At 71.3% G+C, this 18,390-nt stretch carries 5 protein-coding genes (1 of these 5 cut by a window edge); all 5 read right to left on the minus strand.

The features are described 5' to 3' along the window. On the minus strand, window positions 1–243 hold the 5' portion of the coding sequence (locus OG711_RS01630; RefSeq protein ID WP_329558125.1) for a non-ribosomal peptide synthetase. The gene continues 17,595 nt to the left of window position 1, outside the view; only the first 243 of its 17,838 coding nucleotides appear in the window; its start codon is at window positions 241–243; its stop codon lies beyond the left edge, outside the window. After that, window positions 243–14,324 carry a non-ribosomal peptide synthetase gene (locus OG711_RS01635; RefSeq protein WP_329558126.1) on the minus strand — a complete coding sequence of 4,694 codons (14,082 nt, stop codon included), beginning with the start codon at window positions 14,322–14,324 and terminating at the stop codon, window positions 243–245. The genes OG711_RS01630 and OG711_RS01635 overlap by 1 nt, the downstream gene beginning before the upstream one ends. A gap of 71 nt (window positions 14,325–14,395) precedes the next feature. Further along, the gene (locus tag OG711_RS01640; RefSeq protein WP_266504450.1) at window positions 14,396–15,643 is read right to left on the minus strand and encodes a cytochrome P450; all 1,248 of its coding nucleotides are present in this window, start codon (window positions 15,641–15,643) and stop codon (window positions 14,396–14,398) included. After that, entirely contained in the window at window positions 15,640–17,352 is a 1,713-nt protein-coding gene (locus OG711_RS01645; protein ID WP_073792437.1) for a non-ribosomal peptide synthetase, read from the minus strand. Before OG711_RS01645 ends, OG711_RS01640 begins: the two co-directional genes overlap by 4 nt. After that, window positions 17,349–18,107, minus strand: coding sequence for a thioesterase II family protein (locus tag OG711_RS01650; RefSeq protein WP_266504454.1), 759 nt, complete (start codon window positions 18,105–18,107; stop codon window positions 17,349–17,351). The genes OG711_RS01645 and OG711_RS01650 overlap by 4 nt, the downstream gene beginning before the upstream one ends. Window positions 18,108–18,390 lie beyond the last annotated feature (283 nt).

Consider the following 18,390-nt stretch of genomic DNA (forward strand, 5'->3'; position numbering starts at 1 on the left):
CGGGACGACCTGGATGGGCGCGCCTTCGCGCTGGCTGAGAAAGGCGGCCCGCAGGTTCTGGTGCCGTGTCAAGATCCGCTCGGCGGCATGCCGCAGCCCGTCGGCACGGATCGGCCCGTCGAGAGCCAGGACGAGCTGCACCACATAGGGATCGGCCTGCCCGTCGCCCAGCTGGGCGTGGAAGAGAATGCCCTCCTGCAGGGGCGACAGCGGAAGTACGTCGACGACTCCGGAGCGGTCCATCAGAAACTCCACTTCTCTTCGAGCAGGTCCAGTTCCTCCTGGTTGAGCGAGACCAGGGGGACGTCGGAAGGAGTGCGGCCGGCCTTGCCTCCCGCGCAGGCGCGGGCGCACAGCGCTGCCAGCGTCTCGTTCCAGAGGCTGGCGAAGTCAGCCGCCTGCTGTTCGCCGAGAAGGGCGCGCGCCCAACTCCAGGTGACCGCGAACTCCGGGCCCCGGAGCAGGTCCGTGCAGACAACCGTCAGTTCGAGGGTGTGCGGCACCGGCATCCGCGGATCGGCGGCCGGCACGGGCACGGGGTCGGCGGTCGGAAGCCAGTCCGCCTCGTCGGAGACCTCGAACCGGCCGAGGTAGTTGAATCCGATCTCGGCCCGGCGACGGGTCAGGGCCTCACCGGTGCCGTCCGGCGTCAGATAGCGCAACAGGCCGTATCCGGCTCCGCCGTCGGGGCACCCGCGCAGCTGTTCCTTCACCCGGCGCGCGGCGCGCTCCACCGCATGGCCGCCGGTACGCAGGTCCTGCGGCGGCACCGTGCCGGGGTCGAGCCGGACGGGATGCATCCGGGTGAACCAGCCGACCGTGCGGGACAGGTCCATTCCCTCCATTCCCCCGGACAGGTCCCGGCCGTGGGCCTCGACGTCGACGAGCACGCCCTGGCCGGGGAGCCGCCGTCGGCGACGCCACTCGCCGGCCGCGAGCGCCAGGGCGGACAGCAGGACCTCGTCCACCCGGAGGTTCAGGGCGGCGCTCACCTCGCCGAGGATCGCCGACGTCAGTTCCGTGGGCACGGTGGTACGCAGTCGGCCGAGGTCGGCGAAGGTGTCCCGATCGGGCACCGGACCGTCCTCGCCGAACAGCCCGGGTCCCGCGGCGGAAGTACGGCGCCACCACGGCAGTTCCTCCAGCCGCTGTGGGTCCTGTGCGGCGGCGGAAAGTCGCCTGGCCCAGCCGCGGAAGGAGGACGTCACCGGCGCTGGTGCCGCCGCACGGCCCGCCTCTGCGGCCCGGTAGGCAGCCGCCAGGTCCGGCAGCAGGATTCGCCAGGAGACCCCGTCGACGACGAGGTGGTGGATGACCAGCAGCAGTCGTCCGGGCCGGGCCGGGCCGGCGTCGAACCAGACGGCCTGCAGCATCACGCCGTTCCACGGATCGAGGCGTGCGCAGGCCGCCGCGCCCTCGGCGGCCCGTACGGATTCGTCCGCGGTGGTTGCGTCCGCCCGCCGCAGCAGCGGCGCGGCACGGCAGGCACCGGGCTCAGGGACCTCCAGGGTCCAGTCCGAGTGCAGCCTCGCGCGGAGCATGTCGTGCCTGTCGAGCAGCGTCTGAAGGGCTTCCTCCAGCCGGGCGCGGTTCACCGACGCTGGAACACGCACGGTCATGGACTGGTTGAACGCCTCCACGGGGCCGCCGAGTTCACGCAGCCAGTGCATGATCGGCGTGGGCGGCAGGACACCGCTCGCCGACTCGTCGGATACGTCCCGGTGCTCGGCGACCGGCCGGGCCACGCGGGCCAGGTCGGCGACCGTCTGGTGGGTGAACACGTCCCGGACGCCGAGCAGCAGACCGGCGGTCCGCATCCGGCTGACGAGCTGGATGAACAGGATGCTGTCCCCGCCAAGATCGAACAGGTTGTCGTCGATGCCCACCTGTTCCAGTCGGAGGAGTTCGGCGACCGCCTCGCACAGCACCGTCTCGGTTCGGTTGCGGGGCGGTCGGACGGCAGCTGGGCCCGGGTCCTGGGCGGGTGCCGGGAGGGCCCGGCGGTCGACCTTGCCGTTGCGTGTCAGGGGCAGTTCGGCGAGTTCCACGAATGCGGCGGGCACCATGGGCGTGGGCAGGAGCGCCGCCAGCCGGCTACGGAGCGCCTCGGCCGACGGTGCCGGTCCGCCCGGTTCCGGGACAACGTAGCCGACCAGGACAGGGACGCCCAACCGGTCCTGCCGGACCACGACCGCCGCGCGTGCGATGTCCGGGCACGCGGCCAGCGCCGCCTCGATCTCGCCGGGTTCGACCCGGTGGCCACGGATCTTCATCTGCTGGTCGGTCCGTGCGAGGAACTCCAGTTCGCCATCCGGCCGGAAGCGGACCCGGTCCCCGGTGCGGTACATCCGCTCCCCCGGCGCGCCGAAGGGGTCGGCCACGAAACGCTCCGCCGATCCGCCGGGCTGGGCCAGGTACCCGCGAGCGAGTCCGGGACCGGCGACATAGAGCTCGCCGGGCACACCGAGGGGGACCGGTCGGAGCCGGTCGTCCAGCACATGGCAGCGGACGTTGTCCATCGGCCGGCCGATCGGCACACGGCCGGCCGGGCCGTCCGCGTCCACGGTGTGCTGTACCACCGCGAAGGTCGTCTCGGTCGGCCCGTAGCTGTTTGTCAGCCGTGTGCCGGGAGCTGCCTCGCGCACACGCGCGGTCGCCTGCGGCGACATGCTCTCGCCGCCGGTCCACACCTCCTGCAGGCCTCGCAGGCAGCTGGGGTCCGCGGTGGCGAGCGCCTCGAACACCGCGGCGGACAAGGCGACTCCGGTGATGCCGTGCTCGGCCACGGCGCGCGCCAGCAGATGCGGCTCGGGGTGCCGCCGCCAGGGTGCGACGACCGAGCATCCGCCGGTGAGCAGCGGTACCCACAGCTCGAAGGTGGCGGGGTCGAAGGCGGGGGAGGTGTGCATCAGCACGCGCTCGGCGGCACCGTGGGACCACCACCGGTCGGCCGCCAGGGCGACCACGGAAGCATCGCTGATCCCGACGCCCTTCGGCGTGCCCGTTGAACCCGACGTATGCATGACGTAGGCGAGCTGCGCGGGGCGACGGGCCCTGCGTCGTCTCGGTGCGCCCGCCCGGCTGTGCGCGTCGGCGAACACCACCGGTACCCAGGAGTCCCGGACGGTGTCGTGGTCACGAAGCCGGGTGTGCGTCAGCAGAAGGACCGCGTCGGCCTGCCGGGCCAGGGCACCTACCCGGACCGGCGCGTCCTCCGGCTCGAACGGAACGTACGTGCCACCGGCCTTGAGGACCGCCAGGGCCGAGACGACCAGATCTCGCGAGCGTTCCAGCAGAACGGCCACGTTTGTCTCGGCGGTGACGCCGAGTTCGGCGAGCCGGTCGGCCAACAGCTCGGCCTTCCGGTCGAGCTGACGATACGTCAGGGCGTCGGCGCCGTCGGTCACGGCGACCGCGTCCGGGGTGCGGGCCTGCTGCGCGGCGAAGGCGTCCGTGATGCTTAGGCCGGCCACACCGTTCCGGACGCCGCTGCCGTGCCGGGACAGCAGGTCCCGGTCCTGCGGACCGAGCAGGTCGTGATCCGCGATGGCCCGACCCGGCTCGGCGACCACCGCGCGCAGCAACCGGTCGAGCATGGCCGCCAGCCGCTCGACGGTCGAGCGGTCGAACAAGTCTGCGGAATACTGCACAGCACCCCGGCATCCCTCGTCGGCGTCGTCGGTGAACCCGAACGCCAGGTCCACCTTGGCGGCGGTGATGTCGGGAACGGTCCGACTGACGGTGAGGTCCCCGAGCCCGGCCATCGCTTCCGGTGCGTTCTGCAGTGTGACCATCACCTGGAACAGCGGGTGGCGCGACAGCGACCGTGCCGGATTGACCTCGTCCACGACCTGCTCGAACGGCACGTCCTGATGGGTGAACGCGGCGAGGTCCGACTCACGCGTGCGCTCCACCAGCTCGGCGAAGGAGGGGTTTCCGGCGGTGGACACCCGCAGCACCACGGTGTTGACGAAGAACCCGACCAGGCCGTCCAGGGCCTCGTCCCCACGACCCGCGACGGGCGTGCCGACCGGCACGTCGTCCCCGGCGGCGAGCCTCGACAGCAGGGCGGTGACCGCTGCGTGCAGCACCATGAAGACGCTCGCGCCGCAGCTGCGCGCCAGCGACCTGATCTGCCCCCACCGCGAGGCGTCCACAGTGAAGGGCACCACTCCGCCGGTGAGGCCCGGTACCGCGGGGCGCGGGCGGTCCACCGGCAGGGGCAGGTCGTGGGGAAGTCCGGCGAGCGCGGACCTCCAGAACGCGACACCCTGGTTCCGCGCACTGTCCGTGTCCGGATCGTCGAGCATGTCCCGCTGCCACATCGCGTAGTCCGCGTAGTCCACCGCGAGCGGCTGCCACTGCGGAGCCCGCCCGGCGTACCGGGCCCGGTACGCCTCGTCCAGGTCGCGCAGCAGCGGACCGATGGACATGCCGTCCACGGCGACGTGGTGGAGAAGCAGCAGCAGGCGGTGGCGGTCCGGCGCGGTGCTCAGCAGCCATACCCGCAGTGGCGGTTCGGCGGCCAGATCGAACGCGTACCGCTGGGCGTCCTCGGTCTTCCGGGCCACCTCCTCCGGGGTGACCTCCAGCGTCACGATGCCGGGCAGGGCCTCGGGGCCGGACAGGACCTCCTGCCACGGTTCCCCGTCGTCGCCGGGCAGCACGGTGCGCAGCGGCTCGTGCCGCTGGACCACGTCCGCCAGAGCAGCCTCCAGCGCCGTCGGAGCCAGGGTCCCTTCCAGGTCCAGCAACAGGGGTACGTTGTAGCTCCAGTCCTCGGGGTTCATCCGGTTGAGGAACCACAGGCGGCGCTGCGCCGACGACAACGGCACCCGCTGCGGGCGCGGACCCCGGCGCAGCGCCGGCCGTGCGTCGCGGGCTCCGGTGAGCAGGGCGGCGAGCGAGCGCACCGTCGGATGCTCGAACACCGCCCGCGCGGGCACCTCGCGGCCGAACACCGTACGAATCCGGTTCACTAGCCGCAGCAGCGACAGCGAGTGCCCGCCGAGGTCGAAGAAGTCGTCGTCGGCACCGACCTGCTCGGCTCCCAGTACCTCGCCGAAGACACCCGCCAGAACTTCCACGACCGGGTCGCCCAGTGCACCGCCGCTGCCCCGGGCCGACGCCTCCGGCAGGGCGCGTCGGTCCACCTTGCCGCTGGTGGTGGTGGGCAGTTCCGCCAGCACGACGAACAGGGCAGGGACCAGGTGCGCGGGCAGCATCTGGGCGGCCCACGCGCGCAGGTCGCCCGGGGTCACCGCCGATGTCGCGCTCACGTAGGCCACGAGGTCCTGCTCCCGCGCGATCACGACCGCCCGGGACACCACGGGATGGCGGCCCAGGACCGCCTCGACCTCGCCGGGCTCGACCCGGAAGCCGCGGATCTTGACCTGATCGTCGGCCCGGCCGTGGAAGGTGAGCAGGCCATCCGCCGTCCACCGCACGAGGTCCCCGCTGCGGTACATGCGGCGTCCCTGTGCCCAGGGGTCGGCCACGAACCTCTCGGCGGTGGCACCCGCGGCGCCCAGGTATCCGCGCGCCAGCCCCGCGCCGGACACGTAGAGCTCACCCGTGACCCCGACGGGAACCGGGTTGAGCCATGCGTCCAGCACGTAGACGGCTGTGTTCCACACCGGGCGCCCGATCGGCACACCGCCCGCGGGCAGACGGGTGGAGGAGGACGCCGAGAATCGCACGCAGCCGACGGTCACCTCAGTGGGACCGTACTCGTTGTGGATCGTCATCCCTGGTACGCGGGACAACCACGCCTCGGCCAGCTCCGCGGGCAGTTGCTCCCCGCCGACCACCAGATCGCATCCGGCCGCGAACTGTGGGTGCGGTTCGCCGAGCATGGCCAGATGAGTCGGGGTCATCTTCAGCAGGCTGTATCCCCGGTCGGGTGTGGGACCGGTTTCCAGGTCGCCGACATCGATCCTGCCCCCGGACACCAGCGGCGCGAACAGCGTGGTCACGGGCATGTCGAAGGTGATCGGCGAGTGCAGCAGGGTCCGGTCGCCCACGCCGGGATAGGACATCGCCGCCCACGCCACGTAGTGAGCGAGCGCACGGTGCTCGATCACGACGCCCTTGGGCGTGCCCGTCGAGCCGGACGTGTGGATCACGTACGCCGGGTGCCCGGGGCGGGGCGGCGCGGGAACGGGCGCTGCCGTCCCGGGCGGGTCCTGGTCCACCAGCAGCGTCGGCAGCGGGAGCCGGTGGGCGAGTAGGGCGGTGGTCATCGCCACGACCGGCCTGGCACTGCCCACGACGGCCTGGAGCCGCTCTGCGGGATGGTCCACGTCGAGCGGCAGATAGCCGGCCCCTGACTTCAGGACCGCGAGCACCGCCACGATCTGCTCCGCACCGCGCGGCAGGAGGATCGCGACGAACCGCTCGGGCCCGGCGCCCCGGTGGGTGAGCATCCCGGCGAGGCGATCGGTCCGGGCGTCCAGGTCACGGTAGGTCAGCACGGCGTCGGGCGCGCTGACGGCAATGGCGTCGGGTGTTTTGGCCGCCTGGGCCCGGAAGGCTTCGACGACGGTCTCGTACGGCACCGGGTGGCGGGTGTCGTTGCGGTGGCGCACGAGGTCAGTCCGCTCGCGCGCGCCCAGCAGGTCGATGTCACCGAGCCGGACACCGGGGTCGGCGACGACCGCTGTCAGCACTCGGCGCAGCGCCGTGACCAGACTCTCCACTGTGGACCGGTCGTACAGCTCCGTGGCGTACTCCACGCCGCCGGTGAGTCCGTCGTCCGCTGAGCGCAACAGGAAGGACAGGTCGAACTTCGCCCGCCCGAGCCCCGCGAACCGGCGGCGCATGGTCAGACCGCCCAGAGCAGGCTCCGCCTGCGGGGTGTCCTGCAGTGCCAGCATCACCTGGAACAGTGGGTGGTGCGACAGCGACCGCCTCGGGTTGAGCTCCTCCACCACCTGTTCGAAGGGCACATCCTGGTGAGCGAAGGCCGCGAGGTCCGCGGTACGTGTACGGTCCAGCAGGTCGGCGAACGGGGGGTTGCCCGCGGTCGACACCCTCAGGGTCACCGTGTTGCCGAAGAAGCCGACCAGGTCGTCGAGCAGTTCGTCGCCCCGTCCGGCTACCACGGTGCCGACCGGCACGTCGTCTCCGGCGCCCAGCCGTGACAGCAGGGCGGTCAACGCGGCATGCAGGACCATGAAGACGGTCGCCCCACTGGTGCGGGCAAGTTTCCGTACCCCGTCCCACACCTGTCCGTCGAGTCCGAGCGGCACGATGTCACCTGCGAAGTCCGGCGCGGCGGGGCGCGGCCGGTCCGTCGGGAGCGTCACCTCTTCAGGCAGGTCCGCCAGCGCCACATGCCAGAACCCCAGTTGGTCCTTGAGCACACCGCCGGCGTCGGAGGTGTCCCTCAGCAGCTGCCGCTGCGCCAGCGCGTGGTCCGCGTACTGCACCGGCAGCGGTTCCCAGCCCGGCTCCTGCCCGGCTGAGCGTGACCGGTAGGCCGTGTCCAGGTCCCGGAGGAAGACGTCGAGCGACCAGCCGTCGAAGGCGATGTGGTGCAGGACGAGGACGAGGACCTCGGCGCCCGGTGTGGACAGCAGCGCCGCCCGGACAGGCGGTTCGGTCGCCAGGGAGAACGGCCGGTCGACGCGGGCCTGCACCAGCTCGGACAGCTGCTCGACCGGGGTTTCTTGCAGTTCGAGTCGGAGCTCCGCGAACGGGAGCACGTGCTGGTGGGGCTCGGGGCCGTCGGCTGGATACAGCGTGCGCAGGACCTCGTGCCGCTGGACGACATCCTCCAGCGCCGCTGCCAGAGCCGCGGAGTCGAGCGGTCCCTCGATGTCGAGCACGACCGGCACGTGATACTCGGTGGAGTCCGGCCGGAGGTGGTGCAGGAACCACAGGCGTTGCTGTCCCGGGGACAGCGGCAGCACGCCAGGACGGGTCTGCCGCACCAGTGCCGGACGCGCCGGCCCGGCGCCCGGCAGCCGCCGGGCGAGGCCGGCAGGGGTCGGTGCCCGGAACAGAGTCGCGAGGGTGATTTCCACGCCGAGCTTCACACGGATCCGCGACACCAGCCGGGTGGCCAGTAGGGAATGGCCGCCGAGGTCGAAGAAGCTGGCGTCGGTGCCGACCCGGTCCACGCCGAGCACGTCGGCGAACAGCCCGCACAGGATCTCTTCCTGCGGCGTGCCCGGCGCCCGGCTCAGCGCGCCGGGCATTTCCGGCACGGGCAGCGCCTTGCGGTCGGTCTTGCCGTTCGGCGTCAGCGGGATCGCGTCCAGCGCCATCACCGCGGACGGCACCAGATGGTCCGGCAGCTGTGCGGACAGTGCCTCCCGCACCGCCCGGGTGTCCTGGCTGCCGACGATGTACCCGACGAGTCGGGGGTGTCCGCCCAGGCCGGTCACCACGGATGCCACCGCATCCGTCACACCGGGCTGGGCGCGCATTTGCGCCTCCACCTCCCCCAGTTCGATCCGTCGTCCCCGGATCTTGACCTGAGTGTCGCGGCGACCCAGGAACTCGAGCTGGCCATCCGGGAGGAACCGCACCCGGTCGCCGGTGCGGTAGAGACGGCCGCCGTCGGCGGTGAAGGGATCTGCCACGAAGGTGCCCGCGGTCTTGGCCGGATCGCCGAGGTATCCCCGGCCGACTCCGGTACCGGCGACGTACAGGTCGCCGACGACTCCGACGGGTACGGGCTGGAGCTCATCGCTCAGCACGTACAGCCGGGTGTTACGGATCGCACGGCCGATGGGTGCCGTGGTCCGCGTGGGCGGCTGCGCGACGATGGCGTGGGTGACGTCGTCCGAACACTCGGTCGGACCGTACGCGTTGACGACGGGGATGTCCGGGAAGCGGGCGTGCCAGCGTCGGCTCAGTTCGGCGGGCAGCTCCTCGCCGGTGACGACCAACCAGCGCAGCTTCGGCAGCGGCGGCACCCGCGTCCCGTCGTCCCACGCCTCCAAGACGGCCCGCAGCAGGGAGGGCACCACTTCCAGGACGGTGACCCCCTGACGGGCCACGGACCGGAACAGCCCCGTTGGATCGGCCGCCAGGTCCGGTCCGACCGCGAGCGTACGGCTGCCGACGAGCAGGGCGGCGACCATCTGCCACAGCGAGATGTCGAAGGTGAGCGGGGCGTTGAGGACGATCGTGTCCTCAGCGGTGAGGGTGAGGCTCTCCACCTTGGCCAGCAGGTGGTTGTTCATGCCCCGGTGGTGGACCATCGCGCCCTTGGGACGGCCGGTGGAACCGGACGTGAAGATGACGTACGCCAGCTGGTCGGGCGCCGGTGTCACGCGCGTACCGCCGATGGGTTCTACGCCGTCCCCGGTGAGCTCCAGTACGGCCACCGTGCCGGCCGCGCCCTTCGCGACGGCGGCCGCGAGGTCTCCGTGCCGGGGGTCGGCCAGCAGCCAACGCGTTCCCGCGTCGGTCAGCAGGGCGGCGGACCGGCTCGCGGGTGCACCCGTCTCCAGGGGAAGGTACGCGGCTCCGGCCGCGAGAACGCCGAGGAACGCGGTCACCGCCCAGCGGCTCCGGTCGGCCAGCACGCCGACCACCGTGTCCGGCCCCGCGCCATGGGCCCGTAGCCGGCTTGCCACCAGCTCCATCCGCGCCACGAGTTCCCGGTAGGTCACGTCACCGTCATCGTCGGTGACGGCCACCGAGTCCGGTCGCCGGTCGGCCATGGCGCTGACTCGCGCCACCACATCGTCCAACGTGTGTGGTGCCTCGGTCCGGTTCCAGTCGTGCAGTAGTCGGTGGTGCTCGTCGTCGGCGAGGATACGGGCGTCACCGATCCGCGTGCCCGGGTCCTGCGTGACCGCCTCGATCAGGCGGACGTATCGCTCCAGCAGGGCCCGGGCGGTGTCCGGGCGGAAGACATCGGCGCGGTATTCCAGAGACGCCCTGATCCCGTCCGCATCGCCTTCAGCCGTGAAGGCTTCCCGAACGTTGAAGGACAGGTCGAACTTGGCCGTCCCGGTGGGCATGCCCGTCAGCTCCAGTTCCAGGCCGGCCACGGACGGCAGCACCCGCCGGGAGCTGTCCATCGAGAGCATGACCTGGAAGAGCGGGTGCCTGGACATCGAACGCGGAGGCTTGAGCGCCTCCACCAGCCGTTCGAACGGCAGGTCCTGGTGACCGTAGGCCGCGGCGTTCGCCCGGCGCACCCGACCCAGCAGTTCACGGAAGGAGGGGTTGCCCGACGTGTCGGTGCGCAGCACCACCGTGTTGACGAACAGACCGACCAGGTCGGCGAGGGATGTGTGGGAGCGCCCCGCCACGGCCGCGCCGACGGCGATGTCGTCGCCGGCGCCGAGCCTGGTCAACAGTGCCGCCAGGGCGGCCTGGAGCACCATGAAGGTGCTGGCGTCGGCGGACCGTGCGAGGCCGACGACACGGCTGTGAAGAGCGGGGTCGAGGTCGATTTCGGTCACCGCGGCGGGTGCGGTGCGGACGCCTGCCGGATGGGGCCGGTCGAAGGGCAGGTCGAGGTGGTCGGGGAGACCGGCCAGTGCCTTCTGCCAGAAGGCGATCTGCCGGGCGGAGACGCTGTCCGGGTCTGCCTCGTCGCCCAGCATGCGGCGCTGCCAAGCGGTGTAGTCGGCGTACTGCAGGGGCAGGGGCGTCAGGGCCGGAACCTGTCCGGCGCGACGGGCTTCGTAGGCGGCCAGGAGGTCGCGCATCAGCGGGCCCAGCGACTCGGCGTCGGCGGCGACGTGGTGCAGCAGCAGCAGAAGTACGTGCCGCCCCGGGTCAAGGGCGAACAGCACGGCCCGCAGCGGGGGCTCGGCCGACAGGTCGAAGGTGTCGGCCGCGGCCTCGGTCAGCCTTTCGCGCAGTCGCGAGTCGTCGGTGGCCACGACGGCCAGTCCAGGGTGCGCCGGGCCGCCCTCGGCGAGGATGCGCCGGACCGGTCGTCCCGCGCGGTCCTGGTAGAGGGTGCGCAGCGTCTCATGGCGGTCGACGACGTCTCCTAGTGCCGCGGCGAGGGCGCTCTGGTCGAGTTCACCGCCGAGGCTGAGGACGAGCGGGATGTTGTACGCGGTACTGGGCCCTTCGAGCTGCTGCAGGAACCACAGCCTCCGCTGCGCGAACGACAGCTCCAGGTCGCCGTCGCGGAGTGCCGGAACCGGGCCTCGGCGGACGGGATCGTCGTCGGAGCCGGCCCGACGGTCCCCCAGACGTTCGGCGAGCTCCCGCACCGTCGGCGCGAGGAAGACCGTCTCCATGCCGCAGTGGGCGCCGAGTTCGGCACGGATGCGGACCACGAGCTGCCCCGCCAGCAGGGAGTGTCCGCCCATTTCGAAGAAGCTCCGGTCGATCCCGACCGTGTCGGCATCGATATCGAGGATCTCGGCGAAGAGCGCACACAGCTGTCGTTCCCGCGGCGTCAGCGGCGGGCTGACGAACCCGTGGTCGGTGGCCGTCGTCCCACCCGTTCGGGAGGGGGCCGGTAGGGCGGCGCGGTCCACCTTGCCCTGAGGAGTGACCGGCAGGGCGCCGAGTTCGAGGATCGCGTGCGGGCGCATGTGGGCGGGAAGCGTCTCGGCCAGCCGTCCGTGGGCCGCGTCGACATCCAGGGCAGCGGTGCCCTCGGGTACGACGTAGGCGACGATCTGCGGCTCGCGTACGCCCTCGGTGCGCAGGACGGCGACCGCCTGACGGACTCCGTCCGACGCCAGCAGTACGGACTCGATCTCGCCCAGCTCGACGCGGAAACCGCGGATCTTCACCTGCTGGTCCGCGCGTCCGATGAACTCCAGCCGGCCGTCTTCCCGCCACCGTGCCAGGTCGCCGGTGCGGTACATGCGGTCGCCGTCGCCGGTGAACGGGTTCGCCACGAAGCGCTCGGCGGTCAGACCGGCCCGGCCGAGGTAGCCGCGGGCAAGGCCCGGCCCCGTCACGTACACCTCGCCGGCGACTCCGGGCTGGACCGGTTGCAGGGCGTGGTCCAGCACGTGAATGCCCGAGAGCGCAAAAGGGCTGCCGATCGGGACCGGCGAGCCGGTGCCGCCGCTCAACGGCTCGCTCGTGGTGCAGCACACCGTGGTCTCGGTGGGGCCGTAAGCGTTGATCATCTTACGGCCGGGCGACCATGTGTCCACCAGCTCGAGCGGACACACCTCGCCTGCCACGGCGAGGGTGACTCCCTCGGGTATCGCCCCGTCGGGGAGAGCCGCCAGTACCGCCGGCGGGAGGGTCACGTGGGTGATCCTCCGCTCGCTGAGCAAGCGCCCCAGCTCGGGTGGCAGCAGCTCGTCCGGATGTGGCGCGAGGATGAGGGTGCCACCGGAGAGCAATGCCATGGCCAGTTCCCAGAACGCGGCGTCGAAGCTGATCGAGGCGAACTGCAACACCCGTGACCCCGGGCCGACGCGGAAGGCCCGCTGCTGGGCCTGCGCGAGGGCCGCCACCCCCTGGTGGGTCACCGCGACGCCCTTGGGAACTCCGGTGGAACCGGAGGTGTAGATGACGTAGGCCGTGTTCCGGACGTCGGGGGCCACGGCGGGCGCGGCGCCGCTTGAGGCGCGAGCCGTCCCGGACAACTCCTCCCGGGTGGCCGGAGCGTCCAGGAGGAGGACGGGTGTGTCCTCCGTCCCGGCCTGCTCGGCCAGTCCTTCCACGGTGAGCAGGCACTGCGGCCGGGCGTCGGCAAGCATACGGACAATACGGTCTCGCGGGTACGCCGGATCGACGGGCAGGTAGGCGCCGCCGGCCCGCATCACGGCCAACACAGCCACCACGAGGTCGACGGAGCGGGGCAGCGCGACCGCGACGAGCGATTCCGGCCCGACGCCCCTGGCGAGCAGTAGCCCGGCCAGCGCGTCGGCCCGTTCGTCCAGCTCCGTGTAGCCGACGCAGGGCGCGCCCGCCAGCTCCACCGCCGGCGCGTCCCCGTGCCGTGCCGCAACTTCCCGGAAGAGGTCGGAGAAGGTGCGTGCGGGGACGGGCGGTCCGGCCGGGCGTCCCCAACCGTTCAGCGCCTCCCGGCGTTCGCGCCCCACCGTTGACAGGTCGGCGATCGTACGACCGGGGTGGTCGAGCGCCTCGGTGATCTCCCCGACGAGTTGACCGAACGCCTCGTGATGGCCTGCGACTTCGCCGTCCGTGTAGAGCCGCGGATCAGCGTCCAGATCGATGTCCAGCCCGCCGTCGGCACGCCGGTAGGCGCTGAAGCTCATGTCGTGAATGTGACGGACCGACATATTACGTGACGTCACCATGCGGGCGCCGCCCAGGCGGCCACCGTAGTGGAACGGGATGACGTTCACCGCCGGCCCCCACACGGAGCGTCCCATACCGCGTGCCCTCAGCTCCTGGCGCAGCCGCTCGCCGGGATAGCGCTGGTGGGCCAGCGCCGCCCTGATCTCAGCGCCGACCTGTTCGACCAGCTCGCGCACCGGAGTCTGCGGCCGTACCGAGAGCCGCAGCGGCAGCACGTTCACCAGCGGGCCGGCTGCCGTCTTCGCCGTCTCGGTGACCCGTGCGGTGACCGGCAGTCCGAGGACGACATCACCGGCTCCGGAGTGCCGGTGTACCAGCACGGCGGCAGCCGCGAACATCAGCCGGGACGTCCTTGCGCCGTGCCGTTGCCGCGCATCCCGCAGCGCGTCCAGGGACCGCTCCGGCAGTGCCGCGCGCCGTCGTACCGGAACCGTCCACCCCGTCGGCGGCTCCCCGGCCAGCCGACCCGGCTCCGGAAGGTCGGCGAAGCGGTCCCACCAGTAGGCCTGGTCTTCGAGGAACTGGCTGGAGCGGGCGTACTCCTCGTGATCGTCGACGAGTGACCGCACCGAGCCGATGGACGCGGCGGGAACGGCCAGGCCGTCCGTCAGGGCGTTGTACGCCTCGGCGAACCGCTGGTTGAGCAGTGCGAAGCCGACGCCGTCGATGACGATGTGGTGATAGCCCTGGTACCAGAGGTAGGTATGCTCTGCGATCCGGAAGACGGCGAAGGTGAACAACCGGTCGGCGGCCAGGTCGATCAGGCGGGCGAGGTCCTTGCGTATCCACTCGTCGACGGCGGCCCGGGGGTCGGGCTGTGACCGGAAGTCGAGCCATGCCGGTTCCCACGGCGGGAGGGCGCCGATCAGCTGGCGTGGTCCATCCGCCGTCTCGACGAATCTGGCCCGCAGGGAGTCGACGTCGTCCACCGTGCGCCGCAGCGCCTGCTCGAACAGAGCCCGGTCGAGCGGCCCTTCCACCTGGACGCATTCGGCCGCCCGGTATACCGGAGCGTCGGGGTCGGCCCGGCATGCGACCCAGATGGCGTGCTGGGTCGGCGACAGCGGCGCCGACGACGCGTCGTCCGTGTGCGAGGACTTCAACATGCGACCGCCCCTTCAGTCCGGCGGCCCGGTTCCGGGGACGCCTCCACAGCCACGTCAGTCATGACAGCAAGTCACCAGGACCCGATGCGGGGTACGGCTCTCACCGGCATCGACTTGACCCCCGCCACGAAGTTGGAGGCCAGGTGCCGGACCTCGCCGGCGGGTTCGAATCGTTCGACGCGCGCGAAGATCCGCTCGAAGAGCATGCGCAGGGAGATCCGGGCCAGTGCGCCCCCGACGCAGTAGTGCGGCCCGAATCCGAAGGCGACATGCCGGTTGGGCCTGCGCTCGATGTCGAACAGGTAGGGATCGGCGAAAACGTCTTCGTCCCGGTTGGCGGACCCCAGCCACGCGACCAGTGCCGAGCCCTCGCGAAGGGTGTGTCCGCCGATTTCGACGTCCCGGGTGGTGTAGCGCATGAAGTGGCTGGCGGGCGAGGACCAACGCAGCCCTTCTTCGACGCACCCGGGCACGAGGGAGGGGTCCGCGGCGGCCGTGCGGAAGGCGGCCGGGTGGTCCATCAGCGCCTGTACCAGCCCGGTGATGGTGTGCGGCGTGGTCACGTTGGCGCCGAGGATCAGGCTGTAGCAGTTGTAGACGATGGTCTCGTGGTCGAGAGGACTCCCGTCGATCCGCATGCTCATCAGGTGGCCGATCAGGTCGTCCGTGGGGGTACCGCCGCGGGCGGACAGCTGACGTGAGAAGTACTCGAACAGTTCGTGGTGCACGGTGAGCAGCGTGAGCGGAGCGGATCCCTCCTGGAAGGAGGCGTCGTGCGGTGCGATCGCCATCGTCGTCAGCTTTGCCAGCCGCGGCCAGTCCTCCTGCGGCAGGCCCATCAAGGTGCCGATGAAGTCCATCGGGAAGTTCATCGCGGCCACGGCGAGATCGCTGATCTCCCCGGTCAGCAGGGGAGTCAGGAGCCGGTCGACGGGCTGGAGCAACACCTCGCGCCGGGCCTCCACCGCCCGGGCCGACAGCACACGGCCCAGCGACTCCCGTAGCGCTGTGTGCCGTGGCGGGTCGGTCGCCGCCATCATCTTGCCGCCTGCCGGGTCGTCGGCGCCGAGCGCGGTGAGCAGCGTTCCCCGTTCGGACGTGAAGAACTCGTGGTCGCGCAGGACCCGGCACACGTCCGCGTACCGTACGACCGACCAGAAGCGTCGGCCGTCCTGCAGTTCCTGCCGGTGCACGGGTGCCTTTGCCCGCAGCAGGCGCCATAGCGCGTGCGGGTGCCCTTCGCTGTAGAGCCGTGCATCCCACAGATCGACACGGTCCGGATCCATCGGCTGCCCCGGATCGTCCGGCGACATCCTCATAGGGTGCGCTCCTCGATCAGCGTGGCGAGCCCCGCCACCGTCGGTCTCAGGTAGAAGTCCAGCGGTGTGAGCGCTACCGCGAACTCGGTGGCGATGTCGGCGGTCATCCGCATACTGAGCAGGGAATGGCCGCCCAGGACGATGAAGTCGTCGTCAACCCCGATCCGGTCGATGCCCAGCAGGTCGGACCACATCTCGGCGATCTGTTTCTCCAGGAGGGAGCGCGGAGGAACGTAGTCGGTGAACAGGTCCGGGCGCTCACGGGAGACGCGCCCGGCCAGCTCGGCGCGATCGACCTTGCCGTTGACCGTCAGTGGAAGGCCGTCGACAACCCGATAGGACGCGGGGCGCGCGTAGTCGGGCAGTGCCGCAGTCGCCTGCTTCCGCAGCCCCAGTACGGACAGCACCTGGCCCCTGTGCGGCGCGACGAAGGCGACCAGCTGTTGCGTCCCGGTCGTGGTCGGCTGGGCCACCACTGCCACGGCGCGCACACCCGGCTGAGTCGCGAGGGCGCTCTCCACCTCACCTGGCTCCACCCGGAAGCCGTTGATCTTGATCTGCCGGTCGGCCCGCCCCAGGAATTCGAGCACACCGTCCGGACGGACGCGCACCCGGTCACCGGTCCGGTACATCCTGCCGCCGGGCGGCGAGCTCCACGGGTCGCAGACGAAACGTGCTGCGGTCAGCCCCGGCGCGCCCGCGTACCCGCGGGCCAGTCCCGACCCCGTCGCGTAGAGCTCGCCCTCCACGGCCGGCGTGAGCCGTGCGTCCAGTACCCGTACGCCGGTGCCGGTGATCGGCCGTCCGATCGGCAGCGGTCCCGGCTCCCCCGGGGCGACCTCGTGGCAGCAGGTGAAGGTGGTGTTCTCCGTCGGGCCGTACCCGTTGACGAGCCGTAGGCCCGGCACCCGCGCCAGGATCTCGGCGGCGTGCCGTGGGGAGACCACGTCTCCGCCGACGACCAGCCGCCGCACTCCCGCCAGATGGTCGACGTGCGCGTCGACCATCAGTTGGAAGAGACCTGCGGTCATCCACAGCGTCGTGATCTTCTGTGCGCTGATGAACTCCGCGAGTTCGGCCGACGACGGCTCACTCGCGGGATGCACCACGAGTTCGGCGCCACCGAGCAGCGGAGGCCAGATCTCGAACGTGGACGCGTCGAACGCCACGGGGGCGAACTGAAGATAGCGGTCATGAGGGTCGAGTGGGGCGCAGGTCGGGTCGAGCGCCAGCCGCAGCACCGCTTCGTGGGGCACCGCCACCCCGCGGGGGGTACCAGTGGACCCCGAGGTGAACGCGACATAGGCGAGATGGCCGCCCGCCGTTCCCAGGGCCTGTCCGGCGGCCGGATCCGGTCTGGCCGCCTCGTACCCCGGCAGCGCGGTGCCGGTCTCGTCCACGAGATGCTGCACGCCGGCGGACCGCAGGGCCGTGGTGCGCCACCGGTCCGGCTGCCGCGGGTCCACGGGCACGTAGGCGGCGCCCGACTTCAAGACGCCCAGCAGTGTCACCACGAGCTCGACCGAGCGCCGCGCCACAACGCCCACCGTCGACTCCCGGCCCATGCCGAGCGCCCGCAGACGCTCCCCCGCACGGTTCGCCCGCGCGTCCAGCTCCGCGTACGTGAGGACACAGTCGTCACCGCGCACGGCCACCTTGTCGGGGGTCGCCGCCACCCGCTCGGCAAGAACCTCGTGCACCATGTTCATCGGGCCAGGTCCCGCCGCATGTCGTCGGCCAGCTCCGCCATCAGCGCCAGAGGCGCCTCGAGGAACGTGTGGTGCGAGCCGCGGAGGGTGATGAACCGGGCGTCGGAGCAGTAGTGGCGCCAGCCGTGCATCAGCTCCGGTCGCACCTCCTCGTCACGGTCCCAGCCGATCACCGTGACGCCGCCCGGCAGCCGCAGCGGTTCGGGGATGCGGTACGCCTTGTGCGCGGCGATGTCAGCCTTCATGACCGAGAGCCCCAGGGCGAGCAGGTCCGGAATCGGCTCCCCGCCCATGGACCGGGTCAGCGCGGCGAGCTCGGCAGTCAGCTCGTCGTCGCTCATGGCGAGAAACCGGCCGTACGGCGGCTCGTGCGGCGCCACCTGCGAGGACACGAAGAGCCGTCGCGGCACAGGCAGACCGGCCCCGGCGAGCCGGTTGGCCACCGCGAAACCGGCGAGTGCGGAACTGCAGTGCCCGAAGAACGCGAACGGTCGGTCCAAATAGGGTTCGAGCTCGGGAATCACCTGTTCGGCGAGGGCGTCGAAGGTGCCGTAGTGGGGTTCCGCCAGCCGGTTTTCCCGGCCCGGTGGCTGAATCGGGCACACTTCCGCGCTCCCGGCCCACTCCGGCCAGCGCGCGTACATGGAGGCTCCGACCCCGGAGTACGGGAAGCAGAAGATGCGGCACGTCGCGGCGTCATTGGGACGGCGAAGCAACCACTGCCCACGGACACGGTTGGCGTTCAACGATGACATGACCCCCGTCAGAATTCCTCGGGTCGTCGGCAAGGGTCAGCAACCCTGCGCCGCGACATCCTCCATCCGGCTCTGCCTGGATCATGCCAACCACCTCTGCAGTTCCGGTGTCATTTCCCTTTCAGTCGGCTTGCCCCGCTCTGCTGGGGGCGGAAAGGCAAGGGCCTGTGGGTCCCCCTCGTAGCGTGAAGTCCGTGACTGCGGGGAAGTTGAGAGTCACGGCAGAGAAGCGTCGGGCGTCCGAGTCGGAGTCCGGTGCGAGGGCTGCAGGGGTCGTGACCGC

The organism is Streptomyces uncialis, assembly GCF_036250755.1.
In the GTDB taxonomy this organism is placed as follows: Bacteria; Actinomycetota; Actinomycetes; order Streptomycetales; family Streptomycetaceae; genus Streptomyces; species Streptomyces uncialis.